Below are 23,167 nucleotides of genomic sequence, written 5' to 3' on the forward strand. Positions count from 1 at the left end.
TCGGGGCTATCCCAGGACAATAAGAACCGATCAGGGCCCGGAATTTACCTGCCGCGCACTCGATCAATGGGCCTTTGAGCATGGTGTGGAACTACGGCTTATCCAGCCAGGTAAGCCAACGCAGAACGGATTTATTGAGAGTTTTAACGGACGCTTTCGCGATGAGTGTCTGAATGAACACTGGTTCAGCGATATTCTTCATGCCCGGAAAACGATTAATGACTGGCGGCAGGATTATAACGAGTGCCGTCCCCATTCATCGCTGGATTACCAGACACCAGCTGAATTCGCAACGGACTGGCGAAACAGGAAATATGAAGAAAAACCAACCGACATTACTAACTNTGGTTCGCCGCATTAAACGACAGCACCGTATAAATTGCGCATCACCACGCCAGTATCACCTATACCCCAATGATATTGGGTTGGTGCTGAATTTGAAGCAAGAAAAGTATGAGCGAAAGCGAAGAAACAACAGTGGAAGCATAACTTACAGTAAATTCGCACAAAATAAAGGATTACTAACACACATGGTTACGGGCGTTGAGCAAGCTTACATACGCGAGGTTATCATATTGAATCTAAATAAAATTTGCATGCTAGACCATGATGGATTTGCTGCGATTGGTGAGATTATTCAGCCTGAGCATGAGTTTATTCGGTTGGAGGTGAAAGAATAATAGTCTTTTACCTCTTCTAGAAAACACTAATAGATTGTATTAGTTTAGAATTTATCTGGCTGCTACCTGTACAAATAGCAGCCAAAAGAAGATCATAGACAGCAAAAGCATAAAAGAGCAGTAGCTTTTAGGTGTATAAAGGGTATTAACAAGCATCGAGGGCACGAGTTATGAATAGAAAAGATAAAAGAATACTGTTGCTAAACTTTTTTCGAGAACAAGAAAACAAAGCTGAAAGATTTACATTTCAGGAGGCCGCTGATGCTACAGGTTACAGCCCTAAAAGCGTAGCTAAATATATTAGTGAAAAGTTAAAGGGTACCTACATCTTTAAGTCAGATAATAATAGTTGGCTTTCTGAGGGACTGTCTAAAATATCTAATGATGATTTCATTCGTTTAATGTCACAAAGCACATCAGCTCGTAAGTTGAATCCAAATCAAAAAATGTACCAGAAATTAATAAAAAGAAGTTTGGATGCCTTTACACTTGCTCTTGAGATATATAACCGCCCTAGTCTTAATAATAGAGTAGAGGCTTTTACCATTATGATGGTTAATGCTTGGGAGCTCTTTCTAAAAGCTGAGATTTTAGATGCACTAGGTGAGGATAAAGTATTTTATAAAAATGGTAAAAGCATATCAATTACCGACTCTCTTCTGCTACGTCTCCAGAATAATGACCCTGTCAAACTAAATATTGAAACACTGATACAACTAAGAGACCAAGCAACTCATTTATTAATTCCTGAACTACAGCCGCAACTTTCAAGACTCTTTCAAGCTACAGTCTTGAACTACCAAGAAAGATATCGTAATCAAATGGGGAACTCTCCCTTAGCAGGCCAGAGTGTGGGGATGCTTAGTTTAGTCATAGATGGTCCAGAACCTGAAATTGGAATAATAAAAGAATCTTACGGAGACATAACCGCACTCGAAGTCTCCAATTTTTTAAAGCAGTTTAAAGATGCCTCAAAAGAAATTGACTCCGACAAATATTCGATATCAATCGATTATAAATTAGCGCTGACTAAAAAACCTAGCAATTCAGATCTCACCTTAAGTGTAGGAGATCATGGACAACAAGCAATTATTATTACACAAGCAAAGGATCTTAAAAAATCACATCCGCATACAACAAACGAAGCTATAGCAAAAATCAATCAATCTCTAGGCAAATGCCTGATTAATAGGCACTCATTTCAAGCTATCTGCTATAAACACAAAATTAAGAAAAACAATCAATCAGAGTATCATGATTACACGGATGTACACCGTTACTCTGACAAATTTGTGGAATGGGTAGTAAAGAACATAAGCGAACAAGAACAATGGTTAGCAAGTGCTTTAAACTCATATAAATTGCGGAAGAAATAATATTTATTAACAAAACTGTTAAAGATAATTTATTAGCACTATCTTAACACAGCATATGCCCTCAAGAGGATTGAGATGAAAGCACCAAAAAGTGAGTTAATTAGTAGAGCAGGAGTTCACTATGCTGGCTACATTTTTTCTTTAGGCGGCTTAATCTTTAGAGAGACGTCTTCTACTGATGTAGGTGTCGATGGGCAACTAGAATTAGTTACACCTGAAGGCGTGGCTACAGGCATGTTGGTTGGCGTTCAAATTAAAAGTGGAGATTCTTTCGTAAACAAGGATACTCATATTTTTTCTTTTAAAGCTAGTAAAGATCATTTTCATTACTGGCAAAATTTATGTATTCCATCAATTGGCATAGTCTATTCTCCAGCTTTACGCACAGCATCTTGGTTCGATCTAACTGAGCAGGCAAAAAGAATCTTAAAACATGAAGATTCTCCGATTATTAAGCAGACTCTTAATAATGAGAATATAATTGATATTGACATAGGATTAACTCAATTAGTTTCAAAGATACATCAGTATTACAAACGTCCTGTCGAAAGAGCTGACGTAGAGAAACTTAGTGCTATCCAACAACAACCTAATAATGAAATGGAATTAACTAAAGAAGAATCTTGGAAAAGACTTATATCAATCTTCTTCTCATCTGAGAGTGATGCAGAAGTTATTGGGCAAACTGGTTACTCGCTATCTTGGTACTTCCCTACCGTTTCTGATGAACAAAAGATCCAATTTAAAGAACGTTTACAGCTACTATCACTTTCTGAGTTAAACAGAATTTTTGGAGCTATTAATTTAGCTGTAGCACGAGATAGAGACGATGTGGTATCTCTAATTATGGATCTATTATCTTACCATCCAGAGATAACCTCTCTTTTGAGTAGGCTGGATACTGAGGGGTTTATTAAGCCAAAAGATAGATGGGTTCTACAACAGCTAATAGAGTATATTGAGCAGTAACTTATTTACGAGATTCGATGGACAATTTCACCCCAACTCGTTGAGCACCCTTTCATTCCGTGTACTTAAGTGTGTACTTAGCCCAAAGATAGATTAATAAAAAACCAATAAAATCAATATAAATAGGCCATTACTCAATATTCAGATCCAGCTCGTCGTTTAACGGCCTCTTTTGTTGCCGCGAGCAACATGGCGACACAGTAAAATGTCTACCTCAAAAGGCAAATAACTATTTAATTTTCAGCCTGTTTTTGCCCTTTAGGATTCTCTCATACTGTGCATACAAGGAAGCTCCGTGTATCTTGAGTATTCGTACAAATATCACTCAGGAGATCATCATGCCCGACTTTCTCTTTTTCAAAAAAGGCCGTCAGATTGTTGTTGCCGACAGGAAGGACCAGGAGGCTGCGACTCAACTGATCTCCCAGGGATATGAAAAACAGTTTGAAGAAGTTACCGCCTCCAGTGCTGAAAACGCGCTGAAAAGATTTCATGATATCCGTAAAGACCAGGAAGATCTTGAGTATGGTTTCCTTACCGGTGGGATATTCGGCCTGGTAACGCTACTCGTTCGCTGAACTCTTTCCGCTCGGGCACGCCAGGCCCGAGCCAGCATCTCAGAAATACCGGGCCGAATTTGCTGCCCTTATCTATCGGACTGTCACACCACAGGTACAATGGCGAGGTTACGATATTGACCTTTCTGGCCATCGCCTGACGGGGGTAATCCGCTTTAAGTCCACGTATTGAGCTACCGGGGCACAATCCGCATCATTCACTCTTTTCTTTATACTAATATGCTATGTTCAGGTCTGAATGCGGCACTTTGCTCCGGCACTCGCCTGTGTCAGTCAACGGAGAACATAATGAATAACAATGCAGACGCCCTGGTAAACCACGTTTTTGACGATGTCATCAGATGGCGCCGCCATATCCACGCCAACCCGGACCTCTCGTTTCATGAAAAGCCGACGGCGGACTACATCCACCGTGAGTTAAACGCGATCCCGCACCTCGAAATCACCCGGCCGCTGGAAAACAGCGTTATCGCTACCCTGAAAGGAAAATACGTCGGTCCGGTCCAGGCGCTGCGCGCCGATATTGATGCCCTACCGCTGGACGAAAAGAGCGGCGTTGATTTTGCTTCCACAAAGCCCGGCATCATGCACGCCTGCGGTCACGATGCCCATACGGCTATGCTGATGGGGGCAATTAAAATTCTTAGCGGATATCAGGACCGGCTACACGGCACGCTGAAATTTATTTTTCAGCCCGCGGAAGAAATTCCCCCTGGCGGCGCAAAACAACTGGTGGAAATGGGCATCGTCGACGATGTGGCGCAAATTTTTGGTTTGCACGTACAGCCCGATCTCCCCGTAGGCACAATTGTGATGAAAGAGGGGCCCTATGTCGCCTCCAGCGACAATTTCAACATCCTGATTAAGGGGAAAGGCGGCCACGGATCAATGCCGCACACTTGTGTCGATCCGGTGGTAATTGGCGCTGAAGTGGTGTGCGCTCTGCAACACATTGTCGCCCGAAATACCGATCCGCTGCTGACGCCAGTGCTGACCGTCGCCACCTTTCAGGCCGGGGACAGCTATAACGTGATTCCGGATTCGGCTCGTCTGGCCGGCACGCTGCGTACCCACAATAATGATGTCCGGCAGAGGGTTCCCGGCCTGGTCAATCGGATTGTTGAAGGTATTACCCATGCCCACGGCGCTGATTGTGAAATTGAATGGCAGTCCGGCTATGCGCCCGGATTTAACCACCCACAGGCCAGCCAGTTCGCCCGGGAGCAAATCAACGCGTTTTTCCCGGCGGGTACGCTGCAGGAAAGCCAGCGCCCTCTTTTCAGTAGTGAAGACTTTTCGTCGTATCAGGAAAAAGTGCCCGGCTGCTTTATTTTCATCGGTTGCGGAAATCCGGAGAAGGGAGCGATATGGAATGTGCATAACCCGCACTTTATCATTGATGAAGAGGCGCTGAAGGTTGGGATAAAAACGCACCTGGCGCTGGCCAGCGCGCTGATTAACGGCGCATAAACCTTCAGTCAGATAACCGGTAACGCCGCCAGGGTAAAACCCGGTGGCGTTTTTTAATCCAGCGCCTCATCAGACGGCCATCGTCCTTTCCGAATACTGAAAATACCGTTGGATAATATAAAAATACTGATGATTGTTCAGAGTAGTTTAAGCCACTGATGCCATAACGAGGCTATCCAGGAATTTTATCAACATATGAACCACATAATTATCTACCAAATCACAAACACCAGAACAAAAGATCAGTAAATGGATAAAAATTAATTTTTCATTTCCCAATCATATAAAAATTTGCCATTTAACACCATTACGCCAATATCATTATAATTTTTAATCGTTTATTTTCCCGCCACACCAAAATAAATGATACGATAATAAAGCTAAATTATATTGTGATAACCAGGCACAGCGCCAGATATATTTTAAGCACAGAATATAAAAATAAAAGAACACAACAACAGCTCATTTAATTTATTTCTCTGTGCTTTAAAAAAGCAACGCCTGTATTATCAAAGAATATTTTGTTATCAGGAAATATTTATCAAAAGGACATATCTGTCTTGCAGGTGAGATTATGATAAATAACATCATACGAAAACTCGCGGATGAACGTGGCGCACTTGCCATTATGTACGCCATGCTGCTGCCCGTCTTTGCTCTACTGCTCTCGCTGGCTATTGACGGAAGCATGGCGCTGCAAAAGAAAGCTCGCCTGGCGGATATTGTGACGGAAAGCCTTGTCGCCGCCAGTACCCACCGCTACGACGACCAGCGCGGCGGCCAGACGATGCTGGAGAAAAATCTCACCCTCCATTTCCCGGATGACACCATAGTGAATAAAAAACTCACGCTCACCGTCAACCAAAATGGCAACCAGATGAACTACCAGCACACCGCTTCAGCGGCAATCAGCTCGCCAAATATGGTTTCACCTGTCGTCGATGGCGGCTTTGGCAGTTCAATCTCAACGGGTTATCAGTCACCAACACTGAATCAGAGTACAAAAACCGCACCACTCCTGCTGGTCCAGGATTCAAACACCCTGGTGGATACCGGCGTGGGTATTGATGCCGATGGTAAAGTATGGGTGTGGGGCTTTCGTGGTTCAGGGCAGTCCGCCAGCGGCACACTCGCCATAGACAGCGCATCATCGCCATCGATGGTGCCAATTCCCAACAAAGTGACTAAAGTAACTGGCGGGATCTACCATCTGCTGGCACTGGATGAAAAGGGTAATGTCTGGGCATGGGGGCAGAGCGGCTATGGAGAAGCAGGCCGTTGCAACGGTGTTTACAGCACATCGCCCTGTAACGTGCTAAGCGGCGTAGTCGATATTGCCGCCGGGGAATATACCTCCGTCATGCTGACCGAAAGCGGTGATGTTTATTTTATGGGGCACTGTGCCTACAGCCAGTGCGGCAGCGGCAGCCAGACCGCTGTCGTCTCTTCACCGACAAAAGTCTCCCTGGCGGGTGAAAAAGCGGTGAAGATTGGCGGAGCCTACGAAGGCACACTGGCGATCACCGTTAACGGCAGCGGAGTTTACTCGGTATGGGGTTGGGGTGATAACGAAGGCTGCGGCCTCGGCGCCACCCAAACCAATGTTTCAGCATGGACCGCCGCCGACGGTTCAAGCTCTCGGTGTAAACATGGAATTCAGGATTACACGGGACTCACCGCCTCCCCTTACCGCATCAAAGGGCTGAAAGATTATGCCAGCCACATCGTTTACCTGGGGGGAGGACAGGGGTTTGGCGCCGCTCTGCTGGATGATGGCAGGGTAATCGGCTGGGGCACCAACTACCACCTGGGAAGAGGCTGGAGTGCCTACACCACGGCGCCGCACACCAATCTGGATGTTACCGAACCGATTATCGTCGCCACCGGCGTCGCCGAACTTCAGGTTCGCTACCCTGGCGGCGCCTATCTGACCAGTGATAATAAATTGTATACCTTTGGCGGCGACGATAAATACTTCGTGTATGGGCCGACACCGAAACTACGAGCTTCAAACGTCTCATCATTCAGCGTCGGTAAAGAACACCTGTTTTACAACAATGCCGAAGGTAAACTCTACGGCGTCGGCTATTGCGCGGGTAACAAATTCTTCGCCAATAACTGCGCCACCCATCCGCTCTATTATGCCAGCGCCATCAACTGGCCCGGCGTAGAGCTGGACTTTTCCCGGTTTGGCCTGACCGTCGGCGTGGTGGACGATCCCACCCTGACCCCAACTAACTGAAATACTGGCATTCGTACCTACCGGCTGGATCCCATCAGCCGGTATTGCTCATCTCAGGGAAACCCGCATAACTCGTTATTACGAAACAACTCTTTTTTAGCTGCGGATGTTAACGTCGCTCTACGACTATATCGTTCCAGAATAAATCGTTATTTTTTACTCTCTCCCCTGCATATCGATCTCTCTCACAAATTCACCATTTCCCTGGCGCTTTCCTGGAAACGACTATTGATTGGGTGATTTTTACGCGATATGTTTTCTGTAACGTTACACTAAAACGATACAGAAAAAGAATTCGATGCAATTACCCTCTCTTTTGAGCGCCTTATTTTTCCTGAGCGCAAAAAAGAGTACCGATTACCCCGATAAAACGTGAAGCGGAAGGTCAACCATGATGAAAATTTACCAACCCCGCCGGTTGCTGGCCTGCGCCTGTGTGGGCGCCCTGTTACTGGCAGGAACCAGCATACTGAATGCCGCGCAAGCGGTAGTAAACCTGCGCGTCTACTCGTCATTACCCGCAGACGAAACCTCCGCCCACTATGTCTGGTTTAAACGCTTTCAGGAAAACATTATTAAAAACAATAAACTAAAGGATGAAATTAAACTCAATTACTTCCCGAACGGGATGCTGGGCAAAGAGGCGGACGCCACCCAGCAGGTACGAATCGGCGCTATCGGCATGATGATCTCTGGTACCTCTATCTGGGCCACGCTGGTACCGGAAATCGGCGTGCTGGATCTGGGCTATCTGTTTCAGGACTACCAACAGGTAGGAAAATCGCTGGACGGCAAAGCCGGGCAAACCCTTTCCGATCTGATGTTAAAAAAAGCCGGTGTGGTGGTTCTGGGCTACGGCTACAGCCTGGGCGCACGCAATATCTACACCAAAAAAGTGATTGAAAAACCGGAGGATCTCAAAAATCTCAAGATCCGTGTGCTGCCGGTGCCAAACTTCATCGCCACCCTGAACCACATGGGCGCAGTCGCCATTCCCATGCCCGGCGGCGAAGTCTATTCCGGTCTGCAAATGGGGGTTATTGACGGCCTGGAGCATGACGCGGCCACGGTATATTCCAGCAAATATTATGAAATCGCTAAAAACGCGACGCTCACCCGCCATATTTACAATCCGATCATGATTGCCATGAACAGCAACAGTTTCCGGCAAATTCCTCAACCTTTGCGGGACGAGGTTCTGGCTGCCGCCCGGGAAGCCACCGATTACCAGCGTCAACAGTCTCACCGCCTGGAAGAACAGGCGATTAAAGATCTCCAGGCCAAAGGCGTGGTCTTCCGCGACATCGATCGCCGCGCTTTTCGTACCGGGGTACAGCCCGTCTGGCAGGCGTTCCTGAAGCAGTATCCACAAATGGCGCCGCTGGTGGCCGAGATTAACGCTTCAGCGCCGCAGCAGGCACAGTAAAACCACACGGCCTCAGCCTGACGGGCCGCTTCCTGACAAGAACCGTTAACGAGGTTCACTATGGCAGAAACATCAATGACGATAAAAGAGGAAGCAAAACACCTCGTTTATCTGGGGCGGCTCAGCCGACTCCTGACCACCCTGACTTCCTGGGCTGGCGCACTGGTGCTGTTTATTAATGTATTGGTGGTTTTCACCTCCGTTATCTGGCGCTATGCCCTGCAATCCCCGCTCCACTGGGCGGAAGAAGTGGCGCGCGCCATGATGATTGCGCTGGTCTTTTTTGGCGTCGCCACCTCTACCGGACGCGGCGGCCATATCGGCGTCGATCTGTTCCTGCGCTTTCTTCCTGAAAACGTGCGTCCTTACGTTATCCATGCCAGCCGCTGGGTTCTGCTGCTGGTTTCCGCCGGTCTGGTAGTCTCAAGTTATGACCTGGTACAAGCCGCCCGGGTCCAGACCACCGAAACCGGCTTGCCGCAAGTGATCTATGTTATCCCGGTGCTGGTGGGGTCTGTGGTGATGATGGTCGCCGCCCTGGAACATGCTCTGCGCGCCAGCGTCAGGGTAGTGGTGCTCAGCGGCGCCGGCATCCTGGGGCTGGCTCTCCTCGGCTATCTGAAACTGTCGCTGATGGCCGATCCCGCCAGCGCTGCTGCCGGCTTGATGCTTGTCTGTTTTGTGCTGGGTATTCTGGCCGGCGTACCGATAGCATTTACCCTCGGTATGTCCGCTATGGTGTTTTTTATTTGCGATCCCTCCCTGCCCTTCGTCTTCTTCTCCCAGCAGGTGGCCGCTGGCGTGGATCATTTTGTGCTGCTGGCGATACCGTTTTTCCTGCTGGCCGGCGCGGCAATGGAAATTAACGGTATGTCGACGCGCCTGGTCGAGTTAATCGTACGCGGTATGGGGCGTTTTCGCGGCGGCCTGAATATGACCACGGTGCTGTCGATGGCGTTCTTCTCCGGTATTTCCGGCTCCAAGCTGGCCGACGTGGCGGCGGTCGGCGGCGTACTGATGCCGGCGGTACGACGCGCGAAACAGGATGATAAAGAAGCCGCCGGGATATTCGCAGCCTCTGCGGTCATGGCGGAAACCATTCCGCCCTGCGTTAATCTGATCGTGATGGGCTTCGTCGCCAATATCTCTATCGGCGCACTGTTTATCGCCGGCCTGGTTCCTGCCGCCTGCCTGCTGGTACTACTGCTGATCGCCGCGAACCGTTTTGGCGGGCGCATTAATGTCAACGAAGCCTATCCGGTACAGCGTTCCCGCATACAACTGTGGCTTGGCGCGGCCGTGGGGCTGGTCATGATCTTTATGATTGGCCGCGGCGTGATGATGGGGATTGCCACCTCGACAGAAATTTCGGCGTTTGCCGTCGTTTACGCCATTGTGGTCGGGCGTCTCGCCTTTGGCGAACTGACGCTGCGCGCCACGGTGAAAATGTTCATTGATATCGCCGCGATGTCCGGGGTTTTACTGTTCATCGTCGCCTGCGCCACCAGCCTCTCTTATGCCCTGACTATCCAGATGATCCCTCAGCAAATCGCTGAGTTGCTGGTCGGCATCGGGATGCAAGAGGGGGCATGGCTATTCCTGCTACTGACCATTGTTATTCTGATCATTTTCGGCGCCGTACTGGAAGGCGCGCCAGCGCTGATTATTTTCGCCCCCATACTGGTGCCCATCGCTATCCAGCTCGGTTTCAATCCGCTGCACTTCGCGATCGTCATGATTCTCGCCATGGGATTCGGCCTGTTTTCACCGCCTATCGGGCTGGGTCTGTACACCACCTGCGCCATCTGCGGCGTGGAGATGAAAAACGTCATCCGCCCGATGGCGAAATACCTGGCGGTGGTGATGCTCGGCATTATCGTCGTGGCGCTGATTCCCTCCCTGACCACCTGGCTGCCGGGGCTTGCCGGCTACTGATTCAACCCATTTATCTGCAAAGAGCGACAAGAAGAGGTTCACTATGTTGAAGGAATTACAAGGTAAACGCGTACTGATCACCGGCTCTACCACCGGAATCGGTCTGGCAACGGCGCGGTTATTTCTCCAGTACGGTGCCTGCGTCGGCATCAATGGCCGCCGGGGGATCGATGATCCGCAGGTTGTGGAGGAGTTCGGGCGCCTGCCGGGCGAATTCTCCACATTCAGCGCCGATTTGACCCGCAGTGAAAACTGCCGCCAGTTGGTGGAGGCGTTCGTCGGGCGTTTTGGCGGCATTGACGTGCTGATCAACAATGCAGGCGGCCTGGGCGGGCGCAGCCCGCTGGAAAAAATCGATGACGCCTTTTACGACCATGTCATGGATCTCAATGTCCGTTCAGTGTTAATGATGACGAAGTTCGCGATCCCCTATCTGCGCGAAGCCGCCCGCCAGACCGGGATCACCACCGCGGTACTGAGTACCGGATCGATCGCCGGGCGCGACGGCGGCGGTATCGGGGCCGGCGTCTACGGTAGCGCGAAAGCCTGGGTTCACGATATACACCGCAACTGGGTGAAAGAGTTCAGTAAAGACAATATTCGTTTCAATATCGTCTCACCGGGCAGCATTGATACGGCCTTTCATCACGGTAAAAGCGAGGAAGTACTGCAAAAAATGCGTGATTCGATTCCGATGGGGCGTTTTGGCGCCAGCGAAGAGGTCGCACCAACCTATCTCTTTCTGGCGACACATGCCTTTAGCGGCTACATCACCGGACAGATTGTCGACGTTAACGGTGGGCAAATGGCCCCCTGAGAGCGTAATCAGATGGCAAAAAAGTCGTATCCGCCGGGGAAAAACCTTTAAAATCAGCAACAGATATTCAATGGTGAGGAGCTGTATGGCCAATATTCGCGATGTTGCGCGCCACGCCGGCGTTTCCGTCAGTACTGTCTCCAACGTACTGAACGGCCGCGTCGATCAAATGCGTCAGGAAACGCTGGCACGCATTGAACAAGCCATGCGTGAACTGAACTACCATCCTAACCGGGTCGCGCAACAGCTCAAAACCGGCCAGGCAAAGATGATTGGCCTGCTGGTTCCTTCCATCGTTAATCCCAGTTTCGCCGCCCTGGCCCGGGAGGTGGATCTGGCCGCGAAAGCCCGCCAGTACCGGGTGTTGCTGGGGAATACCTATCGTCAGGAAGATGAAGAACAGGCCTTTCTGGAGGATATGCTCGCCCACGGCGTACGCGGGGTTATCGTTGCCGCCAGCGCCATGGAAAAGCCGCATTTTTCGCGGGCTGCGGCCCGGGGCATGGTACTGGTAAATTACGACAGCCGCATGCCAGCAGACGTGGCGTCCGGCGCCATGCCGTTCGACAGCGTCTCGATGGATAATGTGGCCGCTGGCCGCCTTGCCGCGGAACACCTGATTGCCGGAGGATGTCAGCGTATCGCTTTTGTTACCGAGGCGGGACGAACCATGAGCCGCGGCCATAAAATCGAAGGATTCCTCGACGCCGCCCGGCAGGCAGGGATTCTGAGGGAGCAGATGGTCATCGAAGGTAAAGCGCTCGCTGCCTATGGGGATACCGAAATGACCGATCTGGGGCGGGCGCTTGCCGCGCAGGTGGTGCAACAGTCGCCGCTGCCGGACGGTCTGGTGGCCATTAATGATGCGCTCGGCATTGGTCTGATGGCTGGCCTGCGCGAAGCGGGTATCGCTATCCCGGCGCAAATTTCCGTGGTCGGTATCGACAATATTCCCCTGGCGGGGCTGATCCCTCCAGGCCTGAGCTCAGTAATGCCGCCCCTCGCTGATATGGCGGACATCATGGTAGAGCGGCTTCTGGCACGTATTGAGGACCCGGCGATTGCGCCGCAGGAGTTTCTGTTCCATCCCACGCTGATACGACGGCAATCAGTAAAAACCTGATATTCACTTTTAGATCAACACAATAATGCTCTCCGGCGCCGGGCCCTGCGCCAGCCGGTTCGGGGAGCCCATTACCCTGAATCAGAGGATCAGTACCATGACTGAGACCCAATGTGTTTATTGCCACCCGCAACAGGAAACCGTGCTGTGGCAGGACGATCGCTGCCGCGTTCTGCTGGTGGAAGGGAGCAACTTTACCGGCTGGTGCCGGGTGGTGTGGAACCAGCACCACGCTGAGTTAAGTGAGCTGAGCGAGGATGACGGCAACCATATTATGGCAGTTACCCGCGAAGTGGAGAGGGTGATCCGCGAGCAAATGCATCCGGTGAAAATGAACCTCGCCAGTCTCGGTACCGCGCTGCCGCATCTGCACTGGCATCTTATTCCGCGCTATACGGATGACAGCCATTTCCCGGAACCGATCTGGGTCCCTCCGCTACAGGACGCGGTGCGCCATCCGCTACCAGAAAACTTTAGCGAAACCATGACTGCGCGCCTTAAGCGACGCTTCCCCAGGGCGCCTGAGGGAGAGCACCGGCTGTTTGTTATCATGGGCGTTTCCGGCAGCGGTAAATCGGCGCTGTCTCAACAATTAAGCCAGCGCTATGGAATCGCCTGCCTGGACGGCGACTACCTGCACTCCCGGGAAAACATCGCCAAAATGGCCAGCGGCGCCGCCCTTGATGACGCCGATCGAGCCCCCTGGCTGAAGGCGCTCAGCGATGCCGCATGGGCGATGCAAAGAACCAATCCCTGCTCCCTGGTGGTCTGCTCAGCGCTGAAAAAGCGCTACCGGGATATCCTGCGGGCAGGTAATCCCGGTCTGAGATTCCTGTTCCTTGATGGCCGCTATGAGGTGATTGAACAGCGTCTGAAAGCGCGCAAAGGACACTATTTCCGGCCGGAAATGCTCGATTCCCAGTTCGCCGCGCTGGAACGCCCCGGGGCCAGTGAAACTGATGTTATAGCTATCGATATTGAGCAATCGCTGGAGGACGTCGTCACCCACTGCGCCACCCACCTGTTTGATTAACAACCATCAAAAAGACGCCGCCCTCCTGAGAGGTGCGGCGTCAAAAAACCAGACCAAACTATGTTGAAATAAATATCGATGGCGACCCACGGCCAGAACATCAATACCCAATGTCGCGATTTATTCCTCGTTCTCTGGCGATTCTTCCCGGTTTTGATTCTCTGGTACATAAACCTGTCGGTAATGCGCCAGGCGTTCCATAAAAAACGTCACTTTATCCTCGGGAACTTTTTCCAGAACATCTTCGATTTGCGGCGCTTTATCAAGGTATTCCATAAAAGCCTGTGTTGACGCCATGAAATCGACCATTTTATCGATGATACGTAGGGTATTGCTGCCGATGGTAGTCATATCGCCTCCATTCAACGTCTCCCTGGATGGTTATATACTCGTCATGCTTCAAATTGCAGCAGCGCTGCTATTGCCCGGTACTCAGGAGCCTTCCCCTGAAGGGCGGTCGCCAGAGACGTTTTGTTCTATAACTCGAATATTCACGGTATAGATCATTTTTTATCGCTTATTTTAGCAACAACTGCGTAGTGGAATTTAGCGGAGATAAGAAAGGTGTAAATCTGCGGTTAAGGTCACATTGTGCAGCGCCACAGCGCTTCGGGATAAAATAATTAGACAGCGTAAAATATCAGCACGATTCAAAAATCGTCTCACGCACGGTGATATCACAAGTACCGCTATCAATAATCAACTTGCCCATAGTCCGCCTTGTATATTTAAATCATCAATCATATAAATCGGCTGATTCACCCATAAAAAAACTAATCCGAAACCCTTAGCCCTAAAAAAACTCAATCGCGATCGCGCGCGTGAAACGCTATCCTCGCCGCCGGTTTAATCAGGCGCCGGGGCCAGTAAATGCTACTTCATACTCTCTATCTGATCGGTATTACCGCTGAAGCGATGACCGGCGCTCTGGCTGCCGGTCGGCGCCGAATGGATACCTTCGGGGTGATTATTATCGCCACCGCAACCGCACTCGGCGGCGGTTCCGTCAGAGACATTCTGCTGGGACACTATCCGCTGGGATGGGTAAAGCATCCCGAATACGTGATTATTGTGGCAACTGCCGCCGTACTGACGACCCTGCTTGCCCCGCTGATGTCCCACCTGCGTAAACTGTTTCTGGTGCTGGACGCCCTCGGCCTGGTGGTGTTTTCCATTATCGGCGCGCAAATCGCATTAGATATGGGCGAAGGTCCGGTTATTGCGGTCATCGCTGCCGTGGTGACCGGCGTTTTTGGCGGCGTACTGCGTGATATGTTCTGTAAACGTATCCCACTGGTGTTCCAGAAAGAGCTGTATGCCGGGATCTCTTTTGCCTCAGCGGTACTCTATCTGGCGCTCGGCCATTACCCTATTCCCCACGACACTGTAGTGATCGTTACCCTGTTATTTGGCTTTATCAGCCGCTTGCTGGCCCTGCGTTTTCGTCTTGGTCTGCCGGTTTTCCACTATACCCAATCGCCTCATTAACCGTGCTCTTCTTCGCCAGAGGGATGGGCAATCCAACCGCAGGCGGAGCAGGCGATATCTGTGTGGATCGGCAATAAACCGGGTTACTGAGCGGCGCTAAAGCCGGGGATATTATTTTCAGATAGCCATGCCGCCAGTTGAACAATCCGTGGATGTGATATGAACTCACGAATCGCCTCAACCCTGGCGCTGCCCACCCCCGGTATCCGTCTCCACTCCTGCGCGGTACGGCTGTGTATCTGCCACCAGTGGCTGGCGGAAAGCGCAGCCATTGACGGTACCGGCAACGGAAACCCCATCGCCGCCAGCCAGCGCTGAAACGGCTGACGACGCGCCAGAGAAAAATGGTGCCAGAGCTGCTGCGCCCGCTGCGGTGAAATCCCCGGCGTCTGACGCAGTTTGTCCGGCGTCAACGCCAGCCAGGAAAACAGGTGTTCCAGCCCGTGGACCTGATAAATCTGCCGCCACAACACTTTTCCCACATCGGGGATATTCAGCCGTGGTTCGCCGCTCAGCCATACCAGACGCGCCAGCAGTTGCTCCTCACACCCGGGGGCGGCAAAAAAGCAGTCCAGCACCCTGTGCTGACGATGATCCACACCGCTTCGCTCACGCTCCGCGGTGCGCCACAACACGCTGTCCAGGCGAGGGATCCCCTGCCCGGCAAGACTGACTTTCACCAGATCCCCTCTGGCAATGTCTATCCGCTGCCAGCGTTTCACTGACCCCACGTTCACGCGGCTGATCCGCTTGTCGTCAATCTGAACCGAATGCAATATCAATACAACGGATACTTTCCCGGTACGTCCGGTGGTGGCGACAATATCTTTAACTTCCGCAATCCCCTCCGGCGGCGGATATTTCCAGGCGACCATCCACGACGCCTGACCTGGACTCCAGAATTTACCGCCCGGGACCGCCGTTTCCCGCAGCACAATACCATCCGTAACGAACGGCAGCGGCGACGCATACCAGCGTTCACGCAGCGCCAGTACCCCGGCAATATCACTTACCGGAACGCTCCACGCCTGCGCTAAAGGAAAACCGCCTGCCGCCAGAACAGACAGTTGTTCTGCCAGTGACGCCGGACCATCCGGCCATGCCCAGATAAATACGCCAAACTGGCGCAATATCTCCGGAGTATCGTGGCGCATCATCGCTCCGGAAACCACGGCCCGGGCATTGATACTCCCACGCTGTTTTTGAATATGGCCGTCGCGCCGCCAGAATAGTTCCCCCTGCAAAACGCTGTTCGCCAGCGCGCCAATCTGGGTTTGCGGTAAGGCGGGGATATGTCGGGCCTGTGCGCTCCAGTCTTCCCCTTTGCGCCCGTCGCCGCGACTGATGACCTGTGCCAGACGACCATCCCGATACACCAGAGTAACAGCAACGCCATCCACCTTCGGCTGCGCCCACAGCGCTGACCTGCCATTCATCCACACCGCCAGGGCCGCGGCATCTTTTACTTTACTCACACCGGTATGCGCCACAGGGTGTTGTGTCTTTCCGCTCCCCGGGGCGGCAGGAAGTGGGCTTTCCGTTTGCCGTTCCTGGGGGAAACAGCGTAGCCAGAGCTGATAACGCGCCCACAGCGCATCATAAAGCTGATCGCTGACCGGACTTTTACCTTCCAGGTAATAAGCCTGATCCCACTCTTTAAGCTGTAATCTAAGCCGTAATATCTCTTTTTTCGCCCTTTCCGGCGCCCACTGTGGACAGGATGCCGATACAAAACCGGACACTAACAGCAGACAAACCAGGCAGACCGCAATCCGTTTCATTTTCCCCCTCCCTGTCATTACCAGCCACGGTATATCCGCCCGTGAAACGCCGCCAGCGGCGCTGTTGATAACCTCGCGAGGTATTCCGGGAAATCGTGCGTCATTGCATAAACAGACATGAACTGTGGAAAACAGGCAGCAAAAAACGCAAATCAATAAGGAAAAGTGGCGAGGGGACTACGTCAGCAGGTTCCAGTGTGTATAATATGCGGGATACGCAGTTCTATTTGCATATCAATCTGATTAAGACACACATGGCTCAAGGCACACTTTATATTGTTTCCGCCCCCAGCGGCGCGGGTAAATCAAGCCTGATTCAGGCTTTGCTGAAGACACAACCGCTGTACGACACGCAGGTCTCTGTTTCGCACACCACCCGCGCGGCGCGCCCGGGGGAAGTACACGGCGAGCACTACTTCTTTATCGACAAAGCTGAGTTTCAGGAAATGATCGCCCGGGATGCCTTTCTGGAGCATGCCGAGGTTTTTGGCAATTATTACGGTACCTCCCGCGAGACTATCGAACAGGTTCTGGCTACCGGCGTAGATATTTTTCTTGATATCGACTGGCAGGGCGCCGCGCAGATCCGCCAGCGTATGCCGCAGGCGCGCAGCATTTTCATTCTGCCGCCGTCGAAAGAAGAGCTGGACCGCCGTTTGCGCGGCCGCGGACAGGACAGCGAAGAGGTTATCGCCAGGCGCATGGCCCTGGCGGTAGCGGAAATGAGCCACTATGCCGAGTACGACTATCTGATCGTTAACGACGATTTTGACACCGCCCTTAACGATTTGAAGATTATTATCCGGGCGGAACGCCTGAGAATGGGGCGCCAGAAACAGCGACATGACGCTTTAATCAGCAAACTATTGGCAGACTGAGCCTGGTTTCAGTATCATGCCCAGTCATTTCTTCACCTGTGGAGCATTTTTATTATGGCACGCGTAACTGTTCAGGACGCTGTAGAGAAAATTGGTAACCGTTTTGACCTGGTGCTGGTCGCCGCGCGTCGCGCTCGTCAGATGCAGGTCGGCGGTAAGGATCCGCTGGTACCGGAAGAAAACGATAAATCTACCGTTATCGCACTGCGCGAAATCGAAGAAGGGCTCATCAACAGCCAGATTCTCGACGTGCGCGAGCGCCAGGAGCAGCAGGAGCAGGAAGCCGCAGAACTGCAGGCCGTTACCGCTATTGCTGAAGGTCGTCGTTAATCACGCAGCGGGTCGCCCTTGTATCTGTTCGAAAGCCTGAATCAGCTGATTCAACAATATCTGCCTGAAGATCAGATCAAGCGTCTGCAGCAGGCTTACCTTGTCGCACGTGATGCCCACGAGGGGCAAACGCGCTCAAGCGGCGAACCCTATATCACGCATCCGGTAGCCGTGGCCTGTATTCTGGCCGAGATGAAACTCGACCATGAAACGTTAATGGCCGCGCTACTGCATGATGTGATTGAAGACACTCCCGCCACCTACCAGGACATGGAGCAGCTGTTTGGTAAAACGGTTGCCGAACTGGTAGAAGGCGTGTCCAAGCTGGACAAACTAAAGTTTCGCGACAAGAAAGAGGCCCAGGCCGAAAACTTTCGCAAAATGATCATGGCGATGGTACAGGATATCCGCGTCATTCTGATCAAACTCGCCGACCGCACCCACAATATGCGTACTCTCGGCTCTCTGCGCCCCGATAAGCGGCGCCGTATTGCCCGGGAAACCCTCGAAATATACAGTCCGCTGGCGCACCGCCTGGGTATTCACCACCTGAAGACCGAGCTTGAAGAGCTGGGGTTTGAAGCGCTGTACCCCAATCGCTACCGGGTCATCAAAGAGGTGGTTAAAGCCGCGCGCGGCAACCGTAAGGAGATGATCCAGAAAATCCTCTCCGAAATCGAAGGGCGTTTGCAGGAAGCGGGCATTCCCTGCCGGGTCAGCGGTCGCGAAAAACATCTTTACTCCATCTACTGCAAGATGGTGCTCAAAGAGCAACGCTTTCACTCGATTATGGATATCTACGCATTCCGCGTGATTGTCCACGATCTGGATACCTGCTATCGGGTGCTCGGCCAGATGCACAGCTTGTATAAACCGCGCCCGGGCCGGGTGAAAGACTATATCGCCATTCCCAAAGCCAACGGTTATCAGTCGCTGCATACCTCGATGATCGGCCCTCACGGGGTACCGGTCGAAGTTCAGATTCGTACCGAAGATATGGATCAAATGGCGGAAATGGGGGTCGCGGCACACTGGGCGTATAAAGAGCACGGCGAAACCAGCACGACCGCGCAAATCCGCGCCCAGCGCTGGATGCAAAGCCTGCTGGAACTCCAGCAGAGCGCAGGCAGCTCATTTGAATTTATCGAGAGCGTTAAATCCGATCTGTTCCCGGATGAGATTTACGTTTTCACCCCGGAAGGCCGTATTGTCGAGCTGCCGGCGGGTGCTACGCCGGTCGATTTCGCTTACGCGGTGCATACCGACATCGGCCATGCCTGCGTGGGCGCCCGGGTTGACAGGCAGCCATACCCGTTGTCCCAGTCCCTGAGCAGCGGTCAGACCATCGAAATCATTACCGCGCCGGGCGCTCGGCCGAATGCCGCCTGGCTGAACTTTGTCGTCAGCTCTAAAGCGCGCGCCAAAATTCGCCAGATGCTGAAAAACCTTAAGCGCGATGATTCGGTTAGCCTCGGGCGCCGCCTGCTCAATCATGCGCTGGGCGGCAGCAAAAAACTGGCTGAAGTGCCGCAGGAAAACATCCAGCGCGAACTGGACCGTATGAAGCTGGCCACCCTTGACGATCTGCTGGCGGAAATCGGGCTGGGCAATGCCATGAGCGTGGTGGTAGCCAAAAACCTGCAGCAAGGGGAAACCGCTCAGGCGCCGTCGAACGCCCCCTCCAGCCACAGCAATCTGCCGATTAAAGGCGCTGATGGCGTGCTAATCACCTTTGCCAAATGTTGTCGGCCTATCCCCGGCGACCCGATCATTGCCCACGTCAGTCCGGGCAAAGGGCTGGTTATCCACCATGAATCCTGTCGGAACATTCGTGGCTACCAGAAAGAGCCGGAGAAATTCATGGCGGTGGAGTGGGATAAAGAGACCGAGCAGGAATTTATCACCGAAATTAAGGTGGATATGTTCAACCATCAGGGCGCGCTGGCTAACCTTACCGCGGCCATTAATACCGCCGGCTCCAATATCCAGAGCCTGAATACCGAAGAGAAAGACGGTCGGGTTTACAGTGCGTTTATCCGTCTTACGGCCCGGGATCGCATCCATCTGGCCAATATTATGCGTAAAATTCGCGTTATGCCGGATGTGATAAAAGTTAACCGCAACAGAAACTAATGCCATGAATCCACAGCGTTATGCGCGAATCCGCGAGATGCTGGCCCGCCGTCAGCCGGACCTGACGGTCTGTATGGAACAGGTTCATAAACCTCATAATGTCTCCGCCATCATCCGCACCGCGGATGCGGTGGGCGTTCATGAAGTCCACGCCGTCTGGCCTGGCAACCGGATGCGCACCATGGCCTCTTCAGCCGCCGGCAGTAATAGCTGGGTAGAGGTGAAAACCCACACGTCGATTCACGAAGCAGTGACGCATCTGAAACAGAAAGGGATGCAGGTTCTCGCCACACACCTTTCCGACCACGCTGTCGACTTCCGCACGATCGACTACACCCGCCCGACCTGCATTCTGATGGGTCAGGAGAAAACCGGTATTACCCCTGAAGCCCTGGCGCTGGCCGACCAGGACATTATCATTCCGATGATCGGAATGGTGCAGTCGCTGAATGTCTCGGTGGCTTCGGCGCTGATTCTTTACGAGGCGCAGCGCCAGCGTGAGAACGCCGGCATGTACCAGCGTGAAAACAGCACGCTGCCGGAGGAAGAACAACAGCGTCTGCTATTTGAAGGTGGTTATCCGGTGCTGGCCAAAGTCGCCAGACGAAAAAACCTGCCTTACCCGCGCGTTAACCAGTCCGGTGAAATCGAAGCCACAGCCGACTGGTGGGCCATCATGCAGTCAAGTCAGCCGGGTTTAACAGCGCAGAGCCTCGACACCGTCGGCCTGCAGGATAAAGCGTAAATGAAAGGCCGCCTGCTGGATGCCATACCGCTCAGCGCGCTGACCGGCGTAGGCGCCAGCCAGAGCGACAAACTGGCGAAAATCGGCCTGCACACTGTTCAGGATCTGCTATTGCACTTCCCTCTGCGCTATGAGGACAGAACCCAACTGTATCCGATTGTCGAACTGTTGCCCGGCGTGTACGCCACCGTGGAAGGCGAAGTGCTGAACTGCAACATCGTCTTTGGCCGGCGGCGCATGATGACCTGCCAGATTAGCGACGGCTCCGGCATTCTGACCATGCGCTTTTTTAACTTCAATGCGGCGATGAAAAACAGCCTGGCGACCGGTCGCCGCGTTATCGCCTACGGCGAGGCGAAACGCGGTAAACACGGCGCAGAAATGATCCATCCGGAATACCGCGTACAGGGAGATCACAGCACGCCGGAGCTTCAGGAAACCCTGACGCCGGTCTATCCAACCACCGAAGGCGTGCGCCAGGCGACGCTGCGTAAATTGACGGACCAGGCGCTGGATTTGCTGACCACCTGCGCCATTGCCGAGTTGTTGCCCCCGGAGCTGGCCGTCGGAATGATGAGCCTGCCTGACGCCATTCGTACCCTGCACCGTCCACCCCCTTCTCTGCAGCTCGCCGAGCTGGAAAGCGGTAAGCATCCGGCACAGCGGCGCTTAATCCTCGAAGAGCTGCTGGCCCACAACCTGAGCATGCTGGCGCTGCGCGCCGGCGCACAGCGCTATCACGCACTACCTCTTGCCAGCGACGAGGCCCTGAAAACCCGGTTTCTGGCCTCTCTACCGTTTACGCCAACCGGCGCGCAACAGCGGGTAGTGGCGGACATCGAACAGGACATGGCGCAGGATGTGCCGATGATGCGCCTGGTGCAGGGCGATGTCGGCTCAGGGAAAACGCTGGTGGCGGCGCTGGCGGCGCTGCGGGCCATTGCCCACGGTAAACAGGTAGGCATGATGGCGCCAACCGAACTGCTGGCTGAGCAGCACGCCAACAACTTCCGCAACTGGTTTGCCCCGCTGGGGATTGAAGTCGGCTGGCTGGCCGGTAAACAAAAAGGCAAGGCGCGGCAGGCTCAGCAGGAAGCCATCGCCAGCGGCGCCGTGCAAATGGTGGTCGGTACCCATGCGATTTTCCAGGAACAGGTGCAGTTCAGCGCCCTCGCGCTGGTGATTATCGACGAACAACACCGCTTCGGGGTCCACCAGCGTCTGGCGCTGTGGGAAAAAGGTCAGCAACAGGGCTTCCATCCGCATCAGTTGATCATGACCGCCACCCCGATCCCCCGTACCCTGGCAATGACCGCCTACGCCGATCTCGACACTTCGGTGATCGATGAACTGCCCCCCGGGCGTACCCCGGTCACTACCGTGGCGATCCCGGATACCCGACGCAGCGACATTATCGAACGCGTGCGCAATGCCTGCACCAGCGAAGGCCGCCAGGCCTACTGGGTTTGTACCCTGATTGAAGAGTCCGAACTACTGGAAGCTCAGGCGGCGGAAGCCACCTGGGAAGAGTTGAAAACAGCGCTGCCGCAGCTCACCGTCGGGCTGGTGCACGGGCGCATGAAACCCCAGGAAAAGCAGAATGTTATGCAGGCCTTTAAACAAGGCGACATTCATCTGCTGGTCGCCACCACGGTGATTGAGGTCGGGGTGGACGTACCTAACGCCAGTCTGATGATTATCGAAAACCCGGAGCGACTCGGCCTTGCGCAGCTTCATCAGTTGCGCGGCCGCGTCGGACGCGGCGCTGTGGCCTCCCATTGCGTCCTGCTGTATAAATCGCCGCTATCGCGCACCGCGCAATTGCGTTTGCAGGTATTAAGGGACAGCAATGATGGTTTTGTGATTGCCCAAAAAGATCTGGAAATCCGCGGGCCCGGCGAACTGCTCGGCACCCGCCAGACCGGCAATGCCGAATTCAAAGTGGCCGACCTGCTGCGCGATCAGGCCATTATTCCCGAAGTGCAGCGCATTGCCCGCCATATTCATGAGCACTATCCGCAGCAGGCCAAGGCGCTGATTGAACGCTGGATGCCGGAAACCGAACGTTACTCCAACGCCTGACGCGGCACAGGGACGACAGCAACATGCTTTGCAGCTCAGCCCTGATGTAAAAAGGCCGGGATTCACGCCCCGGCCATACTA

The 23,167-nt window shown here is 52.8% G+C and carries 19 protein-coding genes and 1 pseudogene; 18 read left to right on the top strand and 2 right to left on the bottom strand.

Features of this window, described 5'->3' with window-relative positions:
• The 12 genes and pseudogenes from AQ981_RS11585 to AQ981_RS28100 form a co-directional block, all read left to right on the top strand.
• Nucleotides 1-344: integrase core domain-containing protein (locus AQ981_RS11585; RefSeq protein ID WP_154675936.1), on the top strand; the 344-nt coding region annotated here is incomplete at both ends.
• Nucleotides 345-850: 506 nt separating this feature from the next.
• Entirely contained in the window at nucleotides 851-2,056 is a 1,206-nt protein-coding gene (locus tag AQ981_RS11590; protein WP_058911910.1) for a DUF3644 domain-containing protein, read from the top strand.
• A gap of 75 nt (nucleotides 2,057-2,131) precedes the next feature.
• Entirely contained in the window at nucleotides 2,132-3,025 is an 894-nt protein-coding gene (locus AQ981_RS11595; protein WP_058911911.1) for a DUF4365 domain-containing protein, read from the top strand.
• Between the two features lie 302 nt (nucleotides 3,026-3,327).
• On the top strand, nucleotides 3,328-3,603 hold the full coding sequence (locus AQ981_RS11600; RefSeq protein WP_154675934.1) for a hypothetical protein: 276 nt from the start codon (nucleotides 3,328-3,330) through the stop codon (nucleotides 3,601-3,603).
• Between the two features lie 288 nt (nucleotides 3,604-3,891).
• Nucleotides 3,892-5,073 carry an amidohydrolase gene (locus AQ981_RS11605; RefSeq protein WP_058911913.1) on the top strand — a complete coding sequence of 394 codons (1,182 nt, stop codon included), beginning with the start codon at nucleotides 3,892-3,894 and terminating at the stop codon, nucleotides 5,071-5,073.
• A gap of 574 nt (nucleotides 5,074-5,647) precedes the next feature.
• Nucleotides 5,648-7,315, top strand: a complete 1,668-nt coding sequence (locus AQ981_RS11610) for a hypothetical protein (protein ID WP_058911914.1) — start codon at nucleotides 5,648-5,650, stop codon at nucleotides 7,313-7,315.
• Nucleotides 7,316-7,706: 391 nt separating this feature from the next.
• Entirely contained in the window at nucleotides 7,707-8,741 is a 1,035-nt protein-coding gene (locus AQ981_RS11615; RefSeq protein WP_058911915.1) for a TRAP transporter substrate-binding protein, read from the top strand.
• Nucleotides 8,742-8,801: 60 nt separating this feature from the next.
• Complete coding sequence (locus AQ981_RS11620) at nucleotides 8,802-10,676, top strand: TRAP transporter large permease (protein ID WP_058911916.1); 1,875 nt, start codon at nucleotides 8,802-8,804, stop codon at nucleotides 10,674-10,676.
• A gap of 43 nt (nucleotides 10,677-10,719) precedes the next feature.
• The gene (locus AQ981_RS11625) at nucleotides 10,720-11,493 is read left to right on the top strand and encodes an SDR family NAD(P)-dependent oxidoreductase (protein ID WP_058911917.1); all 774 of its coding nucleotides are present in this window, start codon (nucleotides 10,720-10,722) and stop codon (nucleotides 11,491-11,493) included.
• An 85-nt stretch (nucleotides 11,494-11,578) separates the two neighbouring features.
• The gene (locus AQ981_RS11630) at nucleotides 11,579-12,616 is read left to right on the top strand and encodes a LacI family DNA-binding transcriptional regulator (protein ID WP_058911918.1); all 1,038 of its coding nucleotides are present in this window, start codon (nucleotides 11,579-11,581) and stop codon (nucleotides 12,614-12,616) included.
• Between the two features lie 97 nt (nucleotides 12,617-12,713).
• A pseudogene (locus AQ981_RS28095) lies at nucleotides 12,714-13,001 on the top strand (HIT family protein); the annotation flags it as partial.
• A gap of 99 nt (nucleotides 13,002-13,100) precedes the next feature.
• A complete protein-coding gene (locus tag AQ981_RS28100) occupies nucleotides 13,101-13,649 on the top strand; it encodes a gluconokinase, GntK/IdnK-type (RefSeq protein WP_058911950.1) in 549 nt (182 codons plus the stop codon).
• Between the two features lie 120 nt (nucleotides 13,650-13,769).
• Here the strand turns inward: AQ981_RS28100 and AQ981_RS11640 are convergent, their stop codons facing one another.
• The gene (locus tag AQ981_RS11640; protein WP_058911919.1) at nucleotides 13,770-14,000 is read right to left on the bottom strand and encodes a hypothetical protein; all 231 of its coding nucleotides are present in this window, start codon (nucleotides 13,998-14,000) and stop codon (nucleotides 13,770-13,772) included.
• A 519-nt stretch (nucleotides 14,001-14,519) separates the two neighbouring features.
• Between AQ981_RS11640 and AQ981_RS11645 the strand changes: the two genes are divergently transcribed.
• Nucleotides 14,520-15,137, top strand: coding sequence for a trimeric intracellular cation channel family protein (locus AQ981_RS11645; protein ID WP_058911920.1), 618 nt, complete (start codon nucleotides 14,520-14,522; stop codon nucleotides 15,135-15,137).
• A gap of 83 nt (nucleotides 15,138-15,220) precedes the next feature.
• Here the strand turns inward: AQ981_RS11645 and ligB are convergent, their stop codons facing one another.
• Complete coding sequence (gene ligB, locus AQ981_RS11650) at nucleotides 15,221-16,918, bottom strand: NAD-dependent DNA ligase LigB (RefSeq protein ID WP_058911921.1); 1,698 nt, start codon at nucleotides 16,916-16,918, stop codon at nucleotides 15,221-15,223.
• Between the two features lie 254 nt (nucleotides 16,919-17,172).
• Between ligB and gmk the strand changes: the two genes are divergently transcribed.
• Genes gmk through recG form a run of 5 tightly spaced genes read left to right on the top strand, consistent with a single transcriptional unit; the run spans nucleotide 17,173 to nucleotide 23,086 of the window.
• Nucleotides 17,173-17,796 carry a guanylate kinase gene (gmk, locus tag AQ981_RS11655; protein WP_058911951.1) on the top strand — a complete coding sequence of 208 codons (624 nt, stop codon included), beginning with the start codon at nucleotides 17,173-17,175 and terminating at the stop codon, nucleotides 17,794-17,796.
• Between the two features lie 54 nt (nucleotides 17,797-17,850).
• Nucleotides 17,851-18,126: a DNA-directed RNA polymerase subunit omega gene (gene rpoZ, locus AQ981_RS11660; RefSeq protein ID WP_058911922.1), complete on the top strand. Its 276-nt coding sequence runs from the start codon at nucleotides 17,851-17,853 to the stop codon at nucleotides 18,124-18,126.
• An 18-nt stretch (nucleotides 18,127-18,144) separates the two neighbouring features.
• Nucleotides 18,145-20,259 (top strand): bifunctional GTP diphosphokinase/guanosine-3',5'-bis pyrophosphate 3'-pyrophosphohydrolase, encoded by a 2,115-nt coding sequence (gene spoT / locus AQ981_RS11665; protein ID WP_058911923.1) that lies wholly within the window; start codon nucleotides 18,145-18,147, stop codon nucleotides 20,257-20,259.
• A gap of 4 nt (nucleotides 20,260-20,263) precedes the next feature.
• A complete protein-coding gene (gene trmH, locus AQ981_RS11670) occupies nucleotides 20,264-21,004 on the top strand; it encodes a tRNA (guanosine(18)-2'-O)-methyltransferase TrmH (RefSeq protein WP_058911924.1) in 741 nt (246 codons plus the stop codon).
• Nucleotides 21,005-23,086, top strand: a complete 2,082-nt coding sequence (gene recG, locus AQ981_RS11675) for an ATP-dependent DNA helicase RecG (protein WP_058911925.1) — start codon at nucleotides 21,005-21,007, stop codon at nucleotides 23,084-23,086.
• The last annotated feature ends 81 nt before the right edge of the window (nucleotides 23,087-23,167 follow it).

Source organism: Entomohabitans teleogrylli (assembly GCF_001484765.1).
Taxonomy (GTDB): domain Bacteria; phylum Pseudomonadota; class Gammaproteobacteria; order Enterobacterales; family Enterobacteriaceae; genus Entomohabitans; species Entomohabitans teleogrylli.